Raw genomic sequence first — 23279 nt, 5'->3', positions numbered from 1 at the left:
ACCGCCGTCGAAACCCTCGTCACCCTCCTCCAGACACAAGACATCCGAGCCCGACTGATCCCCGTCGACTACGCCTCACACTCCACACACGTCGAGAACATCGAAGCCGAACTGCTCACCACCCTCGCCGGCATCACCCCCCAGAACGCCGACATCCCCTTCTTCTCCACCGTCGAACCCGGCTTCATCAACACCACCCAACTCGACGCCACCTACTGGTACCGAAACCTCCGCCACACCGTCCACTTCCACACCGCCATCCAAACCCTCACCCACAACGGCCACACCACCTACATCGAAACCAGCGCCCACCCCGTCCTCACCTACGGCATCGAAGAAACCGAAACAGCAGACAACCTCACCATCACCGGCACCCTCCGCCGCAACGAAGGAACCCTCACCCGACTCCTCACCTCCGCCGCACACCTCCACACCCACGGCCACACCATCAACTGGCCCACCCCCACAACCCACCACCACACCCCCAACCTCCCCACCTACCCCTTCCAACACCAGCACTACTGGCTCAACGTCCCCGACACCCAGGCAAACGTCTCCGACGCCGGACTCACGGCCGCCGGTCATCCGCTGCTGGGGGCCGCCGTGGAACTGGCCGGGACCGACAGCCACCTGCTCACCGGCCTGCTCTCCCTCGACAACCACCCCTGGCTCGCCGACCACGCCGTAGCCGGAACCGTCCTCCTCCCCGGCACCGCATTCCTCGAACTCGCCCTCCAAGCCGCCCACCACACCAACTGCACCACCATCGAAGAACTCACCCTCCAAACACCCCTGACCCTCCCCGCCCACGGCGGGGTGGAGGTCCAGGTGAACGTGGGGGCCCGTGACGACTCGGGGCGGCGCGAGCTGAGCCTCCACTCCCGTAGGCAGGAATCCGGAGGCAGCGAGCCGTGGACCCGGCACGCCACCGGCACCCTGGCCCTCGCCGGGACGTCGCGGCCCGACGCCGGGCCCGAGGCCGTCCTGACCGCCTGGCCGCCCGTCGGCGCGGAACTCGTGGAGACCGACGGCTACTACGACCGGCTGGCCGAACAGGGCTACGGGTACGGTCCGGCCTTCCACGGCCTTCGGGCCGCCTGGCGGCGCGGTGACGAGGTGTTCGCCGAGGTCGCACTGCCGGAGCAGGAAGCCGCAGAGGCCACGGCGTACGGGATCCACCCGGCCCTGCTGGACGCAGCTCTGCACGCGCTGGGCCTGGGCGTACTGCCCGCGGCGGGTGAGGGCCGGGCCCGGCTGCCGTTCTCCTGGAGTGGGGTGACGCTGCACGCGGTCGGGGCGCCGGCGCTGCGGGTACGAGTGGCGCCCGCGGGCGAGGACTCGGAGGACACCGTGTCGGTCACCGTCTGGGACTCCGCGGGCGCACTGGTCGCCGCTGTCGAGTCGCTCGTCGTCCGGCCGGTGGTCACCGAGCAGCTCAAGGCGGCCGCCTCGACCTCGAACGACCTGTTGTTCCGTACGGACTGGGCGGCTGTGCCTCCGGGCAATTCCCCCGTGCTCGGCGGTGCCTTCGCCGTCCTCGGGCCGGACCCGCTCAAGGTGGGACCTGCGCTCGAGGAGAGCGGCCTGACGGTGTGTGCCGCGGACGATCTGGGGTCCCTGGTCGTCCTCGACGCGATGCCGGACGTCGTAGTCGTTCCCTACACGCCTCGTCAGGACGTCACCGGCGGGTTGGCGGCAAGGGCCCATGAAGCGCTGTACGGGGTGTTGGGGCTGGTGCAGGAGTGGCTGGCGGATGCCCGTTTCGCCGACTCGCGGCTCGTGCTGCTCACCCGGAACGCGGTGGCGGTCTCACGCGAGGACGCCCCCGACCTCGAACACGCCGCCGTGTGGGGCCTGATCCGCTCCGCCCAGTCCGAGCACCCCGACCGCTTCGTCCTCGTCGACACCGACGACCACGACCGTTCCGTGCAGTCCGTACCGGACGCCCTGACGACCGGCGAGCCCCAAATCGCCGTCCGCAACGGCCAGTTCCTGGCGCTCAGGCTGGCTCGGGCTGCGCTGCCGACGGCGGACGGAGACCCGGCCGACCGCGGTCCTTTCCACGACGACAGCACGGTGTTGCTGACCGGAGCCTCCGGCACCCTCGCCGGCCTCCTCGCCCACCACCTCGCCACCCACCACCACGTCAAACACCTCATCCTCCTCTCCCGCCAACCCACCACCGAACTCGCCACCACCCTCAACCAACACGGCACCCACACCACCGTCATCACCGGCGACGTCACGGACCGCACCACCCTCGAACACACCCTCACCACCCACCCCGACATCACCACCGTCATCCACACCGCCGCCACCCTCCACGACACCACCATCGAAAACCTCACCCCCCACCACCTCGACACCGTCCTCAACCCCAAAATCAACGGCGCCCTCCACCTCCACGAACTCACCACCCAACACACCCCCCACCTCGAAGCCTTCATCCTCTTCTCCTCCGCAGCCGCCACCTTCGGAGGACCCGGACAAGCCGCCTACGCCGCCGCCAACACCTTCCTCGACACCCTCGCCCACCACCGCCACACCCAAAACCTCCCCGCCACCTCACTCGCCTGGGGCCTCTGGCAAAACCGCAGCACCATGACCAACCACCTCACCCACACCGACCTCCACCGCATGACCCGACACGGAGTCGGTCCGATGTCCAGCGATGAGGGTCTCCGGCTGCTGGACGCGGCCTGCGCGGCGGGCGAGCCGCACCTCCTTCCCATGCGGCTCGACGTCGGCGCGCTGCGGCGGTCGGCCGACCACGAGAGCCTCCCCGCGCTGCTGCGCGGTCTCGCACCTCGAGGGGTGCGCCGCAGCGCCGCGGACGCCGGTGCGCGGCCTTCCACGGAGCTGTCGCTGTCCGAGCGGCTCGCCCGGGTTCCCGGTGAGCAGCGGGCGGAGGTGCTGGAGAACCTGGTCGTCGCCCAGGTGGCGGCCGTACTGGGCCATGCCTCCACGGCTGCGATCGAACCGGACCGGGCCTTCAAGGACATCGGGTTCGATTCGCTGACCGCGGTCGAGCTGCGCAACCGGCTCAACACGGCCACGGGGCTGCGGCTGCCCGCCACGCTCGTCTTCGACCAGCCGACGCCGCAGGCCGTCGCCGCGTTCGTGGAGCGGAAGCTGTTCCCGCAGGCGGCGCAGGCTCACGCTCCGGGCGCGGAGGCGTCCCGCGGGGCCGCCCCGGACTCCCTCGGCGACATCGGCGACATCGGCGACATCGGCGACGACATCGACGCGATGGACGTCGAACTCCTGATCAACCTTGCCCTCGACGGCGATGCCGCCGGATCCGACGCGGAGCGTGAGTGACCACATGAGCAATTCCAACGACAAGGTCGTCGCCGCCCTGCGGGCGTCCCTCAAGGAGACCGAACGGCTCCGGCAGCACAACCGCGAGCTGACCGAGCGCGGCCGGGAGCCGATCGCGATCGTCGCGATGAGCTGCCGCTACCCGGGAGGCGTGCGGACGCCGGAGGACCTGTGGCGGCTGGTGGCCGCGGGCGAGGACGCGGTTTCGCAGTTCCCGACGGACCGCGGCTGGGATCTGGACGGGCTGTACGACCACGGTGGATTCCTGTACGACGCGGCCGAGTTCGACCCGGCGTTCTTCGGGATCTCGCCCCGCGAGGCCCTCGCCATGGACCCCCAGCAGCGCCTGCTCCTGGAAACCTCCTGGGAGGCCGTCGAACGCGCCGGCATCGACCCCCGCACCCTGCGCGGCAGCCGCACCGGCGTCTTCGCCGGCGTCATGTACCACGACTACGGCACACTGGTCGGCCAGTCGCCGGACGCCGTCGACGGCTACGTCTACAACGGCAGCGCGGGCAGTGTCGCCTCCGGCCGGGTGTCGTACGCGCTCGGGCTGGAAGGCCCGGCCGTCACCGTCGACACCGCCTGCTCCTCCTCGCTGATCGCACTCCACCTGGCCGCACAGTCGCTGCGCAACGGCGAATGCTCCCTCGCACTCGCCGGCGGCGTCGCGGTGATGTCGACCCCGACGCTCTTCGACGAGTTCAGCCGGGGGCAGGGGCACGGGCTGGCGCCGGACGGCCGGTGCAAGGCGTTCGCGGACGGTGCCGACGGGACCAGCCTGGCCGAGGGGGTGGGCCTGGTGCTGCTGGAGCGGCTGTCGGACGCGCGGCGCAACGGCCATCCCGTACTGGCCGTGGTGCGCTCCACGGCCGCCAACCAGGACGGCGCGAGCAACGGCCTGACGGCTCCCAACGGGCCCGCGCAGGAGCGGGTGATCAGGGAAGCGCTGGCCGCCGCCGGGCTGACCGGGGCGGATGTGGACGTCGTGGAGGCCCACGGTACGGGTACGGGCCTGGGCGACCCGATCGAGGCGCAGGCGCTGCTGGCGACGTACGGCCAGGACCACACCACCGAACAGCCGCTGTGGCTGGGCTCGTTGAAGTCCAACATCGGCCACACCCAGGCCGCCGCCGGCGTCGGCGGGGTCATCAAAATGGTCATGGCCATGCGCCACGGCGTACTGCCCAGGACCCTGCACGTGGACACGCCCTCGAGCCACGTCGACTGGGACTCCGGATCGGTGTCGCTGCTCACCGAGGAGCGGCCGTGGCCCGCCGCCGGGCGGCCTCGCCGTGCGGGTGTGTCGTCGTTCGGCGTCAGCGGGACGAACACGCACGCCATCATCGAGCAGGCTCCGGTCCCGGCGACGCCGGAGGGGTCCGGCCGGGCGGAGGGCGCCGGGAGCCGGGGAGCCGGGCAGGAGGCCGCACCGGCCGTACCCCTCGTACCGGCTGCAACCGACGCCCCGGCCGTGCCGGGCCTGCCCGTGGTGCCCTGGGTGCTGTCCGCGCGGTCGGCGGACGCGCTGCGCGCTCAGGCGGCGCGGCTGCTGGGGCACCTGTCCGCGACGGAGACCCCCGACCCGGTCGGCGTCGGCTTCTCGCTGGCCTCCGGACGTTCCGTCTTCGAGCACCGGGCGGTGCTGCACTCCGGTGCTCCCGGTGGGCTCGACGGCGCGCTGGCGGCGGTCGCCGAGGGAACCGACGGCGCGGGCGCCGCGGCCGGGGCGGTGACGGGCTCGGGACTCAGGGCGGGCCGGACCGCCTTCCTCTTCACGGGGCAGGGCGCCCAGCATCCGGGGATGGGGCGCGAACTCCACGCGTCCTACCCGGTCTTCGCCGCAGCTTTCGACGAGGTCTGCACGCATCTGGACCTGCATCTCGAACTTCCGCTGCGTGACGTGGTGTTCGCCGAGGCGAACACCGCCGAGGCCGCCCTCCTCGACCAGACGCGCTACACCCAGGCCGGTCTGTTCGCCGTGGAGGTGGCGCTGTTCCGGCTCGTCGAGAGCTGGGGCCTGCGTCCGGCCGCGCTCCTGGGCCACTCCGTGGGTGAGCTGGCCGCCGCGCACGTGGCGGGGGTGCTGACGCTGCAGGACGCCTGCACGCTGGTCGCCGCCCGCGGGCGGCTGATGCAGGAGCTGCCGGCCGGCGGGGCGATGGTGTCCGTACGCGCCGGCGAGGACGAGGTCGTGGAGGCGCTGGCGGGGCGCACGGAGCAGGTGTCCGTCGCCGCTGTCAACGGGCCGCGGTCCGTGGTCGTCTCCGGCGACGAGGAACCGGTGCTCGCGGTGGCGGCCGAGCTGGCCGGGCGGGGCCTGCGCACCAAGCGCCTCAATGTCAGCCATGCCTTCCACTCGCCGCGCATGGACGCCATGCTCGAGGAGTTCCGCGCGGTCGCGGACTCGTTGCAGTACGCCGAGCCGCTGATTCCGGTCGTCTCCAACGTCACCGGCCGCGCGGCGGCCGCCGGGGAGCTCGCCGACCCGGGCTACTGGGTGCGCCACGTGCGGCAGGCCGTGCGCTTCGCGGACGGCATGCGGGCGCTGAGCGAGCAGGGCGTCGGCAGCTACCTGGAACTCGGGCCCGGCGGGGTGCTGTCCGGCATGGGCCAGGACTGCCTGCCGGACGATACGGAGGCGTTCGCCGCCGCGCTGCGCCGGAACCGGCCCGAGCCGGTGTCGGTGGTGGAGGCGGTGGCCGCGGTGTTCACCCGCGGCGCCCGCGTGGACTGGACGGCGCTGTTCGACGGGAGCGGGGCCGGGCGGGTGGACCTGCCCACGTATCCGTTCCAGCGGCAGCGCTACTGGCCGAAGGCGCCGTCGGGCGCGACCGGCGCCGTGCGTGCGCTGGGCCTCGAGTCGGTGGGCCACCCGCTGCTCGGCGCGGTGCTGGAGTCCGCGGACGGGGACGAGCTGGTCTTCACGAGCCGGGTCTCGCTGGCCGGGCAGCCCTGGATCGGCGGGCACCGGGTCCACGGTGCCGCCCTGCTGCCGGGCGCGGCGCTGGCGGAGCTGGCCGTACGCGCCGGGGACCGGGCCGGGTGCCGGCTGCTGGAGGAGCTGACGCTCGAGGCGCCGGTGGTACTGCCGGAGGACGGCGGACTCCAGCTCCGGCTGCGGGTGGGCGGCCCGGACGCGTCCGGGCGGCGTCCCCTGACGGTGCACGCCCGCCCCGAGGGCGACCCCGCGGACGGCGGCCTGCCGTGGACCCGGCACGCGAGCGGGGCTCTGTACGCCGGTGCCGAGCCCGGCTCCGGCTCCGGGGGCTCCCACGGCGGCCCCCGGAGGGAGGCGTACGACTTCGGCGCGCAGTGGCCGCCGGCCGGGGCCGGGACGCTCGACCTCGACGGCTACCACGAGCGGCTGCGGGAGAGCGGATTCGACTACGGACCGGCCTTTCGGGGACTGCGGGCGGCATGGCAGCGCGGAGGGGACGTGTTCGCGGAGGTCGCGCTGCCGGAGGAGGTGGCGGCGGAGGCTGCGGACTTCGAACTCCACCCGGCGCTGTTCGACGCCGCGCTCCAGACGGTCGGCCTCAGCCGGCTCGCCGAGGACGGTTCCCAGGGCGGCCCCCAGGGCGGCGCGCCGGCCCGGATGCCGTTCTCGTGGCGGGACGTGCAGCTGCACGCGGCGGGCGCGACGATGCTGCGGGTACGGCTGGCGGTGACCGGTGAGGACGAGGTGCACGTGGACGCGGCGGACGCCGCGGGCAGCCCGGTCCTCACGGTCGGCTCGCTGACCCTGCGGCCGGTCCCGGACACGGTGGCGGACGGGGCCGCGGGCACGACGGGCCTGCACGACGCACTGTTCCGCGTGGAGTGGGTGCCGGTGACGGCGGCGGCGGGGCTGACGGCTTCCGCAGCGCCGGAGCCGGGGCCGGGGCCGGTCTGGCTGTCCGGATCCGCGGGGCGGTCCGGTGAGGCCGGTCTGTCAGGTCTTTCCGCTCTCGCCGCGCTGGACACGGCGCCCGAGGTCGTGATCGCCCCTTGCACGGGCGGGGCGCGGGAGGCGCTGTACGGGGTGTTGGGGCTGGTGCAGGCGTGGCTGGCGGATGCCCGTTTCGCCGACTCGCGGCTCGTGCTGCTCACCCGGAACGCGGTGGCGGTCTCACGCGAGGACGCCCCCGACCTCGAACACGCCGCCGTGTGGGGCCTGATCCGCTCCGCCCAGTCCGAGCACCCCGACCGCTTCGTCCTCGTCGACACCGACTCGGACATGGACATGGACGGCGACGCCAACGGAGACGGCGACGGCGACGGCGACGGCGAGCCGGCGCGTTCCGTCGCGGCCGCACTGGCCACCGGCGAGCCCCAAGTCGCCGTCCGCAAGGGCGAGTTCCTGGCACCGCGGCTGGTCCGTGCCGCGCCGGTCCCCGCCCCGGACGCCGACTCCGTCCCCGGCTTCGGCCCCGAGAGCACGGTGTTGCTGACCGGAGCCTCCGGCACCCTCGCCGGCCTCCTCGCCCACCACCTCGCCACCCACCACCACGTCAAACACCTCATCCTCCTCTCCCGCCAACCCACCACCGAACTCGCCACCACCCTCAACCAACACGGCACCCACACCACCGTCATCACCGGCGACGTCACCGACCGCACCACCCTCGAACACACCCTCACCACCCACCCCGACATCACCACCGTCATCCACACCGCCGCCACCCTCCACGACACCACCATCGAAAACCTCACCCCCCACCACCTCGACACCGTCCTCAACCCCAAAATCAACGGCGCCCTCCACCTCCACGAACTCACCACCCAACACACCCCCCACCTCGAAGCCTTCATCCTCTTCTCCTCCGCAGCCGCCACCTTCGGGGGACCCGGACAAGCCGCCTACGCCGCCGCCAACACCTTCCTCGACACCCTCGCCCACCACCGCCACACCCAAAACCTCCCCGCCACCTCACTCGCCTGGGGCCTCTGGCAAAACCGCAGCACCATGACCAACCACCTCACCCACACCGACCTCCACCGCATGACCCGACACGGGGTGACGGGTCTGACGGCCGCCGAGGGCCTGGCCCTGTTCGACACCGCCTGCGCGGCGGGCGAGCCGCACCTGCTGCCGATGCGCCTGGACGTACCGTCCCTGGGCCGCTCCGCCGGCGGAGAGCCCGTTCCGGCACTGCTGCGCGGCCTGGTGCGCCGCCCCGCGCGCCGGCCCGCGGCGCACGGGGAAGCCTCGGCGCAGGGCCGGTCCCTGGCCGCGCGGCTGGCGGACCTGGAGCCGGCCGCGCGTACGGAGGCGGTGCTCGGCCTGGTGCGTGAGCACACGGCCGGGATCCTGGGGTACGCGGGGGCCACGGGCGTGGAGGCCGACCGGAGCTTCAAGGACCTGGGCTTCGACTCGCTGACCGGTATCGAGCTGCGCAACCGGCTGAACGCCGCAACCGGCCTGCGGCTCCCGTCCACCCTCGTCTTCGACCATCCGAGCCCGGCGGACCTGGCGCGGTTCGTCGTCACCCAGGCGCTGGGCGAGGCATCCGGCGCGGCTGCGGTGGCGGGCGGAGCCGCGCAGCAGGACGCCGACACGGACACGGACGCGGACGCCGATGCGATCGCCGTCGTGGCGATGGCCTGCCGCTACCCGGGGGGCGTGCGGTCCCCGGAGGACCTGTGGCGGCTGGTCACCGCAGGCGGTGACGCGATCTCGGGGTTCCCGGCCGACCGCGGCTGGGACGCGGAGGCCCTGTACCACCCGGACCCGGACCACCCGGGTACGACCTACGCGGTGGAGGGCGGTTTCCTGTACGACGCGGCCGAGTTCGACCCGGCGTTCTTCGGGATCCCGCCCCGCGAGGCCCTCGCCATGGACCCCCAGCAGCGCCTGCTCCTGGAAACCTCCTGGGAGGCCGTCGAACGCGCCGGCATCGACCCCCGCACCCTGCGCGGCAGCCGCACCGGCGTCTTCGCCGGCGTCATGTACCACGACTACGGCACGCAGGTCGCCGAGGTACCCGAGGGCGTCGAGGCGTTCCTCGGCGGCGGCAGCGCCGGCAGCATCGCTTCCGGCCGGGTGGCCTACACCCTGGGCCTGGAGGGCCCGGCCATCACCGTCGACACCGCCTGCTCCTCCTCCCTGGTCGCCCTCCACCTGGCCGCACAGTCGCTGCGCAACGGCGAATGCTCCCTCGCACTCGCCGGCGGCGTGACCGTGATGACCACTCCGGGCACCTTCATCGGGTTCAGCCGGCAGCGCGGCCTGGCCCCCGACGGGCGCTGCAAGGCGTTCTCCGACTCCGCGGACGGCACCGGCTGGGGCGAGGGCGCGGGCATCGTCATGCTGGAGCGGCTGTCCGATGCGCGGCGCAACGGCCACCCCGTACTGGCCGTGGTCCGGGGCAGCGCGGTCAACCAGGACGGGGCCAGCAACGGCCTCACCGCTCCCAACGGCCCGGCTCAGCAGCGGGTCATCCGCCAGGCCCTGGCCCATGCCGGACTGACCGGTGCGGACGTCGACGCCGTCGAGGCCCACGGCACCGGTACGAAGCTGGGCGACCCGATCGAGGCGCAGGCGCTGCTGGCGACGTACGGCCAGGCCCACACCACCGAACAGCCGCTGTGGCTGGGATCGTTGAAGTCCAACATCGGCCACACCCAGGCCGCCGCCGGCGTCGGCGGGGTCATCAAAATGGTCATGGCCATGCGCCACGGCGTACTGCCCAGGACCCTGCACGTGGACACGCCCTCGAGCCACGTCGACTGGGACTCCGGATCGGTGTCGCTCCTGCTGGACCGGACCGAGTGGCCGGACACCGGGCGCCCCCGGCGCTCCGCCGTGTCGTCGTTCGGCATCAGCGGGACCAACGCCCACGTGGTCCTGGAACACGCCGGACCCGACGGGCCGGCCGGCGCGGAAGCGGCCGCGGACCGGGAGCCGGCGGCCGTTCTCCCGTGGGTGCTGTCCGGCAAGAGTCCCGAGGCGTTGCGCGCCCAGGCGGTCCTGCTGCGGGACTTCGTCCGGCAGCGGCCGGAACTGTCCCCCGCGGACGTGGGGTTCTCGCTCGCCACGACCCGGTCCGCGTTCGAGCACCGGGCCGCCGTGCTCGCCGGCGACCCGGCGGAACGGCTCGCGGCCCTCGACGCGCTGGCCCGCGGAGAGGACGTACCCGCAGCGGTGCGGGGCGCCGTCGGCGCCGGCGGCAAGCTCGCCTTCCTGTTCTCCGGCCAGGGCACCCAGCGGCCTGGGATGTGCCGGGACCTGCACGCCTCGTCCGGGGTGTTCGCCGCCGCCTTCGACGCCGTGTGTGCGGAGTTCGGCCCCCACCTGGAACGGCCGCTGGCCGAGGTGGTGTTCGCCGCGCCCGGCACCCCCGGGGCGGCGCTGCTCGACCGTACCGAGTACGCCCAGCCCGCGTTGTTCGCCGTGGAAGTGGCGCTGTTCCGGCTGCTGGAGGCATGGGGGCTGCGGCCCGACGTACTGGCCGGGCACTCGATCGGCGAGCTGGCCGCCGCGCACGTCGCCGGGGTGTTCGAACTGCCCGACGCGGCGCGGCTCGTGGCCGCCCGCGGGCGGCTCATGCAGGAGCTGCCGGACGGCGGGGCCATGGCCTCGCTGCAGGCCGCCGAGGAGGAAGTGCTGCCGCTGCTGGCCGGGCGCACGCACGAGCTCGGCGTGGCGGCGGTGAACGGGCCCGCGGCCGTGGTCGTGTCGGGCCGGGCGGCGGCCGTCGAGGAGGTCGCCGCGCACTTCGCGGGGCTGGGCCGCAAGACCCGGCGGCTGCGGGTGAGCCACGCGTTCCACTCCCCCTTGATGGACCCGGCGCTCGCGGCGTTCGAGGCGGTGGCCCGCGAGGTGTCGTACCACCCGCCGCGCATTCCGCTGCTCTCCGACGTCACCGGCGAGACCGCGCCGGACGAACTGCTCGGCGATCCCCGCTACTGGGTGCGGCACGCACGGGAGGCGGTGCGTTTCGCCGACCAGCTGGCCCATCTGGAGAAGGAGGGCGTCACCGCCTACGTCGAGGTCGGTCCCGACGGCGTGCTGTCCGCACTGGCACGGGAGTGCCTGGGCGGCCAGGCGCTGGTGGTGCCCACCCAGCGGCGGGACCGCGACGATGCCGGGACGCCGGCCAGGGCCCTCGCCGAACTGCACGTCCGCGGGGTGTCCCCGGACTGGGAGGCGGTCTACGCCGGCAGCGGTGCCCGCGGGGTCGAGCTGCCTACGTACGCCTTCCAGCGCACGGCCTTCTGGCTGCCGTCCGCGCCGGCCGGCGGCCCGCAAGCGCCTGCGGAGGCGTCGCCGCCGGGCGGCGGCGGGCCGGAGGAGCGGTTCTGGCGGGCCGTCGGCGACCGGGACCTCGGTGCGCTCGCGGCGGTGCTCGACGTCGACTCCGCCCGCGAGGCGGAGTCCCTGCGGGCCGCGCTGTCCCTGCTGTCGGCGTGGGACCGCGGTGGCGCTCCGCTGCCCGCCCGGTCCGGCCCGGCGCGCTACCGCACCGCCTGGCGGCCCTTGGCCGATCCGCTCGGCGCGCCCGCGCCGGCCGGAACCTGGCTCGTCCTGGCCGCTGCCGGGGCCACGGAGGACCCGCTGGTGCCGGGGGTCGTGACCGCGCTGGCGGAGGGTGGCGCCGATGCGGTCCTCGTGCCGCTGGACGGCTCCGCGGCCGGGGACTCGGCCGGGGACGCTCGCAACCTCGTCGCGCAGCTGCGGGAGGCGGCCGCCGGGCGGCCGGTTTCCGGCCTGCTGTCCCTGTTGCCCCTCGCCTCAGCGGGCGCGGGTGCCGGGGATCCCGGGGAGACCGGGGAGACCGGCCGGGCCGCCGCTCTCCTGGCCGCCACGGTCGAACTGCTGCGGATCCCGGGCGACGCGGACCACTCCGGGCTCGCCGCCCCGCTGTGGGTGGCGACCCGGGGCGCGGTGTGCACCGGCCCGCGCGAGCCGTCGGCGAACCCGGACCAGGCACGGTTCTGGGGTCTGGGCCGGGTCGCCGCGACCGAGCTGCCGGAGCGGTGGGGCGGCCTGGTCGACCTGCCCGCGTCGCTCGAGGACGCTGCGGCCCGGACCCGGCTGCGTGCGGTGCTCTCGGGCGCCACCGGTGAGGAACGGGTGGCGGTGCGTACGGCCCATGTCCTCGCGCCCCGGCTCCGGCGTTCCGCACCGACGTCCGGCAGTACGGGTGCACCGCAGTGGCGGGGCACGACGCTGATCGCAGGCGCCACCGCGGCGTACGGGCAGCAGCTCGCCCGTGCCCTGGCCGGGGCGGGTGCCGGGGACCTGGTGCTGGCGATCGCCCCGGGCCGGGCGGCCCCCGCCGGGCTCCGGGCCGAAACGGCCGGGCCGGATGACCCGTTCACCATCGTCGAGTGCGATCCGGCCGATCCGGTGGCCGTGGCCGGGCTGCGCGACCGACTGACGGCCGGGGGACGCAGCGTCCGCACGGTGGTGTACGCGGCCGACGCGGCAGCACCCGCACCCCTGACGGGCACCGCGTACGACATCCCGTACGGCAACCCGTCCGGCGCACCGGGGGATCCGGGGGCCGCGGGGGTGCGCGGAGCCGAGCAGCTGCTCGCCGTACTCGGCCACGAGGCGCTCGACGCCTTCGTGGTGCTCTGCTCGCTGCCGGGGACCCTGGGGGCGCCGGGACACGCCCTCCAAGCCGCCTCGGATGCACGCCTGGATGCCTGGGCGCAGGGCCGGCGTCGGGACCGTGGCCTGCCGGTGACGGCCGTGGCCTGCGGCGCGTGGGCCGGAGCGGGTCCCGAGACCGGTTCCGCCGCGGCCGCGGTGGCCGCCGGGGCTGTCGGGGCGGCGCGTGAGGAGGTGTCCCGCGAGTGGCGCGGCGGCTCCCTCGTCGTGGCGGACGTGGACTGGGAGGCCTTCGGGGCGGCTCTGGCACCCGCCCGGCCGGGCCCGCTGTTCGCGGAGCTCCCGGAGGCGCGTACGGCTGCCGGGACCGAGGACGACGACACGCGGCAGGCCGCCGGGCGGCTGCCCGACGGCCCCGCGGAACTGGCGCGTGCGGCGGCCCTGCTGTCCGCGCCGGAGCGGACGGCGCTGCTGCTGGACGTGGTGCTGTCGGCCGCTTCCTCCGTGCTCGGGTACGCAGACCCGCACGCGCTCCAGGCCGGCCAGGACTTCCTCGACGTCGGCTTCGCCTCGCTGACCGCCGTGGAGCTGAGCGGACGGCTCACGGAGGCCACCGGCGTCGCCCTTCCGCCGACTTTGATCTACGACCACCCCACGCCGGCCGAGCTGGCCGCGCACCTTGCCGAGGAGATGCAGAGGACCGCCTCATGACCACACTCACCGAAAGCCCCTGGATCCGCCGCTACCAGCCGGCCCCTGCCGATGCCGTCACCCTGGTGTGCTTCCCGCACGCCGGCGGCGCGGCGACGTCCTTCCACGCCCTTTCCCGGGCGCTGGCCGGGCGCGTGGACGTGGTGGCCGTTCAGTACCCGGGCCGTCAGGACCGGCATCGCGAGCCGGCCTTCGAGGACCTGCGCGAACTGGCCGATGCCGCGTTCGAGGCGGTCGCCGGGGCCCTGGGGACCGACCGGCCGCTCGCCCTGTTCGGGCACAGCATGGGCGCGTCCGTCGCCTTCGAGGTGGCCCGGCGGCTGGAACTGAAGGCGGGGGCCACCCCTGCGGCCCTGTTCGTGTCCGGGCGCCGGGCGCCGTCCCGGCACCGCACCGAGAACCTCCACCTGGCGGGGGACGCGGCCCTGCTGCGGGAGATCCGCGCGCTGGACGGCACGTCGCAGCAGGCACTGGACGACGAGGACATCGTGCGGATGTTCCTCCCGTCCCTGCGGGCCGACTACCGGGCCATCGAGAGCTACCGCCCCGTGGAGGGCGCGGCGGTCGGCTGCCCCGTCGTCGCACTCACCGGCGACGCCGACCCGAAGACCACCGTGGAAGAGGCGCGCGCCTGGGAGGGGCACACGTCCGGGCCCTTCGCCCTGGAGGTCTTCACCGGCGGCCACTTCTACCTCTCGGACGAGACCGAGGCGGTCGCCCGGGTGCTCTCCGGCCGGCTGGAGGGGCTCCGGTGAGCGCGCGCACCACCGCCGCGGCAGGCCGTCCGACCAGGGGTGACAGGGGTCGGCTAGGGGTTATCGCACTGAGGGGGCGCGGTTAGCGTGACCGCGCATCCACCGCTTTCCGAAGGACATGGGGGAATCCGAGACATGGCATCTCCACAGGCGTGGCGCGTACTCGGCGAGGGAGGGGCGGACGGTCTCGTGCTCGCCGTGGACTTCGACGCCACGGGCCGGGCCGAGGGGCGTTTCACCGATCTGGCGCAGGGACTGGGCGATCCGCCGTTCGCGATCTGGGAGACCGTACCGCAGGGGGCGGGCGCCGCAACCGGCTCGGCCGACGGCGGCGGTCCCGGCGACGGTGCGGTCGACCGGTGGCTGGCGGAGGTCCGGGCCGACGGCCGCCCCGTCCGCGCGGTCCTCGGCTTCTGCGTCGGCGCCGTGTACGCGGGCGCGATCGCGCAGCGCGTCGCCGCCTGGCAGGAACAGGCCCCGGCGATCGTGCTCTTCGACCCCGAACAGTCCGGCGCGCTGACCCTGTACTCGCAGTTCCACAAGGTCCTCGACGCGATGTCCACGCTGCTCGGCCCCGAGGAGACCGCGCGGGCGGCGGCCGCGGCCGGGGAGGCGCACGAACGGCACCCCGCCATGGCCGCCCTCGGCGCCGAGCTGCTCGACGTCTACCGGCGCGCCGCCAAGCCCGCCTTCGAGCGGCTGGACCTGGACGACAAGCGCACGGAGGAGATCACCGCGGTCTTCGCGTCGTTCGTCGACTACCTGGTCGCCGCGGCCGCGATCGACCCCCTTCCGGCCTGGCGCGACGCGGTCGTCCTGACGTCCTCGTCGCCCACCAGCGGGCTGAACGGTTCCCGCGCCGCCGGTGCCGCAGGGGAGATCGCCGTCGGCCGGGAGATCCGCGTCGACGTCCCGCACGTCGACCTGCTGCGCGACCCCGGCGTCACCCGCACGGTGGCCGGGCTGCTCGGCACGGCTCCGCGCGGCTGAACACCCGGTCGCCGCGGCGCGAAGTCCCGCTCACTCACGGAACGGTTGGAATGCGAGAAGCAACGGAACTCCGGTCCATCCCGGCCGACAGCAAGGAGCAGGCCCTCTGGCTGCTCGACGAGCTGGTGCCCGTCAAGGGCGTCAACAACCTCTCGGTCTCCGTCCAGGCCGACGGCGACCTGGCGGGCCCGGCGGTCCGGGACGCCGTGGATCTCCTGCTGCGCCGGCACGAGTCCCTGCGCACGGTGTTCCGGTACGGCGACGGGGGGCTCACCAAGGAGGTCCTCACTCCCGAGGCCCTCGCGGTCGAGGTGGAGGAACTGCGCGCGGATCCCGGTGAAGTCGCCGCGCGCGTAGGGGCGTTCGTGGCCCGGCCCTTCGACATCGACGGGCGGCCGCTGCTGCGTGCGGCGCTCGTGCGGTGCGCAGACGGGGACGCGTTCTGCCTCGCCGTGCACCACCTCGTCTTCGACACCGTCTCCGGGGCGGTCCTCCTGGACGAGTTCAGCGCCGCGTACACGGCGCTGGCGGCGGGCTCCGCGCCGCCCGCCGAGCTCCTCGCGGTGCAGCCCCGCTACCGCGAGCCCGCCCCCAGCCCTGCCGGGCTCGCCTACTGGCGCGGGCACCTGGCCGGCGCCGACCCGACGGGCCTGGGGCTGTGGTGCGGCAGCGAGGACGTCCCCGAGCCGACGCTGACCGGCGGACAGGTCACGGCCGACCTGTCCCCGCGGGCGCTGGCGGTGGTGCGCGGGCTGCAGAAGGAGCTGCGCGCGCCCGAGGCCGCGGTGCTGCTGGCCGCGTACTGCCTGCTGCTGGCCCGGCACGGCGCGGGCCCCGATCTCGTGGTGGGCACCCCGGTCAACGTCCGGGCGCGGGAGGCGTCCAGGGCGGTGGGGTACCACGTCAACACCCTGCCGCTCCGGATCCCGGTCGACCTCGGCCGCGGGTTCCGGGAGCTGGTGCGCACGGCCCGCGACGCGTTCTTCGGGGCGGTCGCCCACGCGGACGTGCCGGTGGACATCCTGCTGCCGGAGCTGCGCAGCGACGGCGGGGCCTCGTGGCGCAACACGGTCTTCCGGCACCTGTTCAACTACGTTCCGGACAGCGGCCGTACGACGTTCCCGCTCGCGGGTACGACGGCCCGCCGGCTGCCCGTGGAGAACGGCTTCAGCAAGTTCGACCTCGAGTTCTTCTTCCTGTCCTCCGCGGACCGGGTGAGTGTCCGGGCCGCGTACTACACGGAGGTCCTGGACCGGGCGGACGTGGCCGCCCTGGTCGACCGCTTCGAGACGCTGCTGCTCGCGGCCGCCGACGGCCCCGACCGGCCGGTGGGCGAACTCCCCGTGGCCGGCCCGGCGGACCGGGCGGTGCTGGCCGCCGCCAACGACACCGCACGCCCGGTGGACCCGCCGACCGTCCTGGCGGCGGTACGGGAGCGAGCGGCCCGCACGCCGTCCGCCGTGGCCGTCGAGCACGGCGGCCGCCGTACGACGTACGCCGGTCTGTGGCACGCCGCCGAACGCACGAGGGCCGTGCTGGCCGGGGCCGGTGTCACGGCGGGCCAGGTCGTCGCGCTGGCGGCGCCGCGGGGTCCGGAACTCGCGGCCGCGGCGCTCGGGGTGTGGCTGGCGGGCGCGGTGTACCTGCCGGTGGATCCGGAGCACCCCGAGCAGCGTCTGACGTACGTGCTGGAGGACTCCGGGGCCCGGGCGGTGCTCACGGCTCCGGGCGTCACCCTCCCCGAGGGGGTCCGGGCCCGCGTGCTCACGCTGGAACCCCTCGCCGACGGCGATCCCGGTCCCGGTCCGGTGACCGGCGGCGCTGCGGCCGGCGCGGAGCCCGACCCCGGCTCCCCCGCCTACCTGATCTACACCTCCGGGTCGACGGGGAAGCCCAAGGGCACTCTGGTCGGGCACGGCAGCCTCGCCAACGTCGTCCGGCACTTCGCCGAGGAGCTGAAGGCCGACGCGGACGACGCGGTGCTGTGGCTGACGACGTTCGCCTTCGACATCTCCGCCCTGGAGCTGTTCCTGCCGCTGGCCCTCGGCGGCAGGATCGTCGTGGCCTCCGACGAGGCGCGTACGGACGGCCGGGCCCTGCTGGCCGAGGTCGAGGCGTACGACGTCGGCATCGTGCAGGCCACTCCCACGACCTGGCGCGTCGTCGCCGACGCGGCGGTGGAGGGGCAGCTCTCGGGCCGCCGCCTGGTCTGCGGCGGGGAACCGCTCGCTCCGGCGCTCGCGCGCACCCTCGCCGCCACGGGCGGCCAGGTGCTCAACGTGTACGGGCCTTCGGAGACGACGATCTGGTCCACGTCGGGCCCGGTGCACCGGGACACCGTCCGCGTGGACGTGGGCCGGCCGATCGCCAACACCCGGGTGTTCGTGGTCGATCCGCAGGGCCGGGAACTGCCCGTCGGCGTGCAGGGCGAGCTGTGCATCGCGGGGGCGGGTGTGGCCCTCGGGTACCACGACCGGCCCGAGCTGACCGCGCTGCGGTTCGGCGACCACCCGGAGTACGGGCGGCACTACCGCACCGGAGACCTGGCCCGGTTGCGGCCCGACGGCAATGTCGAGCTCCTCGGCCGGACCGACCGCCAGATCAAGCTGCGCGGCCACCGGATCGAGCTCGGCGAGGTCGAGGCGGTGCTGCTTGACCATCCGGGCGTGCGGGGCGCAGCCGTGGTCGTCGCCGGTCACGGTGGCCCGGACCCCGCCCTGGTCGCCTTCGTGGAGACCCCGGACGGGGTGGACACCGCCCTGCTGTCGGCCCGCGCCAGGTCCCTGCTGCCCTCCGCCGCCGTACCCCGGGAGATCGTGGTGCTTCCGTCCCTGCCGACCACCGCCAACGAGAAGACGGACCACCTCGCGCTGACCCGCCTCGCCGAGCAGCACCGGGCCGAGCGCGCCGCGTCGGCCGCGGCCGAGGGGGCGGACGGGGCCGGGCCGCTGCCCGAAGCCGGCACGGCACAGCACCTGTTGTCCCTGTGGCGGGCCGTGCTCGGCCGGGCCGACATCGGCCCGCACGCCAACTTCTTCGACAGCGGCGGCCATTCGCTGCTGGGCGCGCAGCTCGTGCAGCGCATCGAGAAGTCGCTCGGGCTTCCGGTGCGGCTGACCGACCTGTTCGCCCATCCCACCCCGCTCGCCATGGCCGAGCACCTCGATCCGGACTCCGCCGCACAGTCGGCGCAGGGAGCCTGAGAAAGACATGGAGACCGTGAACCAGCACGTCGACACCGCTTCCTCCGCCGTGGGCGCACCGCCGTCGCGGCGCGTCCTGTGGCAGGACACGTTCGAGGGCCCCGCCGGAGCCCTTCCCGACCCGGAGCGCTGGCAGGTCGTCACCGGACAGCCCTTCGGGGCGGGCATCGAGGTCCACTCGGACGACGCGGGGAACATCAGCCTCAACGGCACCGGGCACCTGCGGATCACCGCGACCCACGAGCAGGGGCAGTACCGGGCCGCCTGGATCGAGACCCGGCGCGAGGACTTCCTGCCGCCGTCCGGAGGGGCGCTGCGCATCGACGCCCGCATCAGGACCGCGGCGGGGCCGGGGCTGGACTGCGCGCTGTGGGCCTGGGGGACGCAGCTGCGCCGCCGCGGGGACGAGGATCCGGTGAAGGCGTGGTACCGCGCGGGAGAGATCGACGTCCTGGAGGCGCTCGGTTCCGAACCCGACGCGGTGTGGGGCGCCGTCCACTCCCCCGAATGCCATCAGATCCCGTCCCTGGGCATGGGCGCGCGCACCACCACCGAGGACGGCCGTCCGCTGAGTGCGGACTTCCACACGTACTCGGCGGTCTGGCGCCGCGACCCCGACTCGATCACCTGGTACCTGGACGGCCGCGAGTACCTGCGGCTGACTCCCGAGGACACCACGCCCGAGGGGTGGCTCTTCAACCAGCCCGTCTACCTGTGCCTGGCGATCATCATCGGCAGCCCGGGCGGCCCGGTCCTGCCGGGTGATCCCGACCCGGCCTCGCTGCCCTCGTCGCTCCTCGTGGACAGCATCACCGTCTCCGAGGAGTTCCCGGCGTGAGCGAGCCGATCGGCCGTGACCTCGACGCCCTCGTCACCGGCCTGGTCGACCGGGTGCTGGACGATCCGACCGGTGCGCTGGGTCCGTCGGTGTACGAGACGGCCCGGCTGGTGGCGCTGGCGCCCTGGCTGGACGGGGACGCGGCCAGGATCCGTTTCCTCCTCGACGGGCAGGGCTCCGACGGGAGCTGGGGCGGGCCCGGTGGCTACGCCCTCGTACCGACGCTGAGCGCGACGGAGGCCCTGCTCGCGGTCCTGGGGCGGGAGCAGGGCCCCTCCGCGCCGCCCCGGGCGGTGCTCACCGAGGCCGCACGGCGGGGGCTGGCGTCCGCGGCCGGGCAGCTCGCCCGGACCGCGCACGACCCGGTGCCGCCCACCGTCGTCTTCTTCATGCTGATCCCCGCCCTGGTCGAGGACGTCAACGCCCGCCTCGCCGTGCTCCCGGAGGGTCCGGCCGGGCCGCTGCCGCTGCCGCACGGCATGACCGACGAGGCGCTGCGCGGGCTGCGCAGCGGCGCGTGGCGCAATCCGCTCGCCGGGCACTATCTGGAGATCGTGGGCCCCGCGGCCGTGGGTGCGGCGGAGATGGAGCCGGTCGGCGGCGTGGTCGGCTGCTCCGCCGCGGCGACGGCGGCCTGGCTCGGGCCGCGGGAGCCGGCCGAGCCCGGGAACCCGTCCGTCCGCTTCCTTCGGGAGATTCAGGAACGGGGAGCCGGCGCGGTGCCGGCCATGACGTCGATCGTGTACTACGAGCGGGCGTGGATCGCCGGGACCCTGGCCGGTGCCGGGGTGGACCGGGAGCTGCTCGCTCCGCTGCTCGAGGAACTGCCGGACCGCGTCGGGCAGTCGGGCGCCCCGACCGCGCCGGGCTTCGCGTACGAGGCGGAGACCACCGCGATCGTCCTGACCGCCCTGGCACGGCTCGGGGCCCCGCAGGAGCCGGAATACCTGTGGCAGTACGACGCGGGCAGCCACTTCATGTCCACGATCCCCGAGCACCAGCCCTCCACGACCACGAACGCGCACGTCCTGGAGGCCCTGGGCTGCCATCTGGACGCCGCCGGGGACCACGGGGACGGCGCCGGCCGGTACCGCGACGCCGTCGCGCGGATCGCGGCCTGGCTGCGGGACCGTCAGCTTCCGGACGGCAGCTGGTCCGACAAATGGCACGCGTCGCCGTACTTCGCGACGATGCGCTGCGCCCTGGCCCTGCACCGGTACGCGGGACCCGGGTCGGAGCAGACCCTGCGCAAGGCCGTCGGCCGGCTGCTGCGCGAGCAGCGCGGCGACGGCTCGTGGGGCCGTTGGGAGGGCACCGCGGAGGAGACCGCCTACGCCGTGCTGACGCTGCTGGGCCTCACCGGCGGCGCGGACGCGCGGCCCGGCGAGGCTGGGGCCGCGGTGGACCGGGGCGTGTCCTTCCTGCTGCAGCACGGGCCGGATGCGGAACCCCACCCCCCGTTGTGGATCGGCAAGGAGCTCTACGCCCCTTCCCACCTGGTGCGCGCGGCGGTGCTGGGTGCGCTGTCGGCGGCCCGGCGGGCACCGGCCGGGGTCCCGGCCGCGGGCGGCGAATAACGCAACCCGGCCAGTCTATTAACTCGGTTCAGTTATGCTGTGACGGAGAACCGCCGTCCGGCCTGCCGGACGGCGGCGCACGACCGTCACTGCGGAAAGGTCTCGATCGATGACGCCACACGTCCAGGAGAGGGACGCCACCCGGGAGGCCGCCGGCCTCGGCGACGAGCTCGCCACGGAGCGTGCGTACGTGGCCGTGTGCCGCGAGGCGATGACGCGCCAGGTGGACGACGCGGGCCACCAGGTCATCGCGGGCGAGGACGTTTCGGGCGACGGCGCGAGCGCGGAGGCCCTCGGACGGTACCTGCGCACCCGGGCCAGGCAGATGGCGGAGGAGCCCGACAGCCCGCTGTTCTTCGGCCGCCTCGACTTCGAGGACACGGAGGCCGCGGGCGACCACCGCCGCCAGCGGTACTACGTCGGCCGCCGCCGGGTCTCGGAACACCCGGCAGCCCCGCCCCTGGTGATCGACTGGCGCGCCCCGGTCTCCCGGACCTACTACCAGGCCAGCGCCCTCGATCCGCGGGGGGTCTCGGTCCGGCGCCGCTTCGGCTGGGCCCCGTGGAGCCACGGCGCTCCGGAGGACCTCACCGGGCTCGAGGACGAGCGCCTCGACCACTCCGCCGAGGCCGACGCGCCCGACGCGGCGAGCGCCATCGTCGCCGCCGAGATCGAGCGCCCCCGCCTCGGCCCCATGCGCGACATCGTCGCCACCATCCAGCCGGAACAGGACGACCTGGTCCGCAGCGAACTGAACGAATCGGTGTGCGTCCAGGGCGCGCCGGGCAGCGGAAAGACCGCCGTCGGCCTGCACCGCGCCGCATACCTCCTCTACACCTTCCCCGAGCGCCTGCAACGCAGCGGTCTGCTGATCATCGGCCCGAACCGCACCTTCCTGCGCTACATCTCCGAGGTGCTGCCCTCGCTCGGCGAGATCGACATCGCGCAGCTCACCGTCGAGGACGTGGTCGCCCGGCACCCGGTGCAGCAGACCGACCCGGAGGACGTGGCCGCCCTCAAGCACAGCGACCGCATGGCCGTCGTGCTGGAGCGGGCCCTGTACGCCCGGGTCCGCTACCCCGAGGAATCCATCGCGGTCACCGACGGCTCCTACCGCTGGCGGGTCGATTCCTCGGACCTCGCGCAGGTCATCGACGACGTACGGGCGCAGGGAGTGCCGTACTCGGTCGGGCGGGAGCACGTGCGCACCCGTGTGGTGACGCTGATCCAGCAGCAGGCCGAGCGGCGGGCCGGCCCGAAGAGCGTCACGTGGGCCCGGAAGATCGGCCGCGCGAAGCCGGTCGCCGCCCTCCTCGAAGCGGCGTGGCCGGTGGCTCGCCCGGAGGAGGTGGTGGCCTCGCTGCTGAGCGATGCCGCGACGCTGGCCGCCGCGGCCGAGGACGTGTTCGACGCGGACGAGCAGGCCGTACTGCTGTGGGCCAAGCCGCCGCGGTCGGAGAAGAGCGCCCGGTGGTCGGCCGAGGACATGCTGCTCCTCGACGAGGTCGCGGGGCTCGTCGAACGCCCCGAGGGCTACGGGCACGTGGTCGTGGACGAGGCCCAGGACCTGTCGCCGATGCAGTGCCGGGCCATCGCCCGGCGCAGCGCCTTCGGCTCGATCACGGTGCTGGGCGACCTGGCCCAGGCCACCGCGCCCTGGGCGGCCCGCACCTGGCAGCAGCAGCTGGGGCACCTGGGCAAGACGCAGGCCACGCTCGTCCCGCTGACCACCGGATTCCGTGTGCCGGCCGCCGTCATGGAGCTGGCCAACCAGCTGGTGACGGCGCTCGACGCGGACGTGCCGCCCGCCCGGTCGCTGCGGCACGACGGCGAGCTGACGGTGCGCCGGGTCGCGGACACCGCGGGAGAGGCCGTGACGGTCGTACGGGAGGCCCTCGGGCGGGAGGGTTCCATCGCCGTCATCGCCGCCGACGGGGAGGTCGCCCGGCTGTCGGCGGCACTGCGGAAGGCCGGCATCGAGACGGCGACCGCCGAGGACGTCGGCACGGCCGCGCGGGTGACGGTACTGCCCGCCACGGTCGTGAAGGGTCTCGAGTACGACCACGTCGTCGTGGTGGAGCCGGCCGCGATCGTCGAGTCCGAGCCGCGCGGACTGAACCGGCTGTACGTCGTGGTGACCCGGGCGGTGTCCCGGCTCGACGTACTGCACACGCGTCCACTGCCGGAGCCGCTTGCCGGCTGACCGCACGGACGAGTTCGACGCTATCCGCTGCCCGGGGTGTTTACCCCGGGCAGCATTTTGTTTTCACACCGCCGCTGCCGACTTATTCCCGTACTGTCAGGTTGGCCGAATCATTCGCAGAAACCGTCACACTCACGCCA

General features: G+C 74.3%; 8 protein-coding genes. All 8 read left to right on the top strand.

All coding sequences use genetic code 11. The features are described 5' to 3' along the window. Window positions 1–3321 (top strand): type I polyketide synthase (locus ACZ7H1_RS01535; RefSeq protein ID WP_470782743.1); only part of this gene is annotated, 3321 nt, incomplete at its 5' end. A gap of 4 nt (window positions 3322–3325) precedes the next feature. Beyond that, entirely contained in the window at window positions 3326–13573 is a 10248-nt protein-coding gene (locus tag ACZ7H1_RS01530; protein ID WP_470782742.1) for a type I polyketide synthase, read from the top strand. Then, complete coding sequence (locus tag ACZ7H1_RS01525; protein ID WP_470782741.1) at window positions 13570–14328, top strand: thioesterase II family protein; 759 nt, start codon at window positions 13570–13572, stop codon at window positions 14326–14328. Before ACZ7H1_RS01530 ends, ACZ7H1_RS01525 begins: the two co-directional genes overlap by 4 nt. Before the next feature lie 135 nt (window positions 14329–14463). Continuing rightward, window positions 14464–15318, top strand: a complete 855-nt coding sequence (locus tag ACZ7H1_RS01520) for a hypothetical protein (RefSeq protein ID WP_470782740.1) — start codon at window positions 14464–14466, stop codon at window positions 15316–15318. 50 nt (window positions 15319–15368) lie between these two features. Further along, window positions 15369–18521: a non-ribosomal peptide synthetase gene (locus tag ACZ7H1_RS01515; protein ID WP_470782739.1), complete on the top strand. Its 3153-nt coding sequence runs from the start codon at window positions 15369–15371 to the stop codon at window positions 18519–18521. A gap of 7 nt (window positions 18522–18528) precedes the next feature. Next, a complete protein-coding gene (locus tag ACZ7H1_RS01510) occupies window positions 18529–19359 on the top strand; it encodes a glycoside hydrolase family 16 protein (RefSeq protein ID WP_470782738.1) in 831 nt (276 codons plus the stop codon). Continuing rightward, window positions 19356–20936 carry a prenyltransferase gene (locus ACZ7H1_RS01505; RefSeq protein WP_470782737.1) on the top strand — a complete coding sequence of 527 codons (1581 nt, stop codon included), beginning with the start codon at window positions 19356–19358 and terminating at the stop codon, window positions 20934–20936. Before ACZ7H1_RS01510 ends, ACZ7H1_RS01505 begins: the two co-directional genes overlap by 4 nt. Before the next feature lie 109 nt (window positions 20937–21045). Beyond that, complete coding sequence (locus ACZ7H1_RS01500; protein ID WP_470782735.1) at window positions 21046–23139, top strand: HelD family protein; 2094 nt, start codon at window positions 21046–21048, stop codon at window positions 23137–23139. Window positions 23140–23279 lie beyond the last annotated feature (140 nt).

This window comes from Streptomyces sp. NPDC037401 (assembly GCF_055602345.1).
This window is presented reverse-complemented; position numbering and strand designations above follow the sequence as displayed.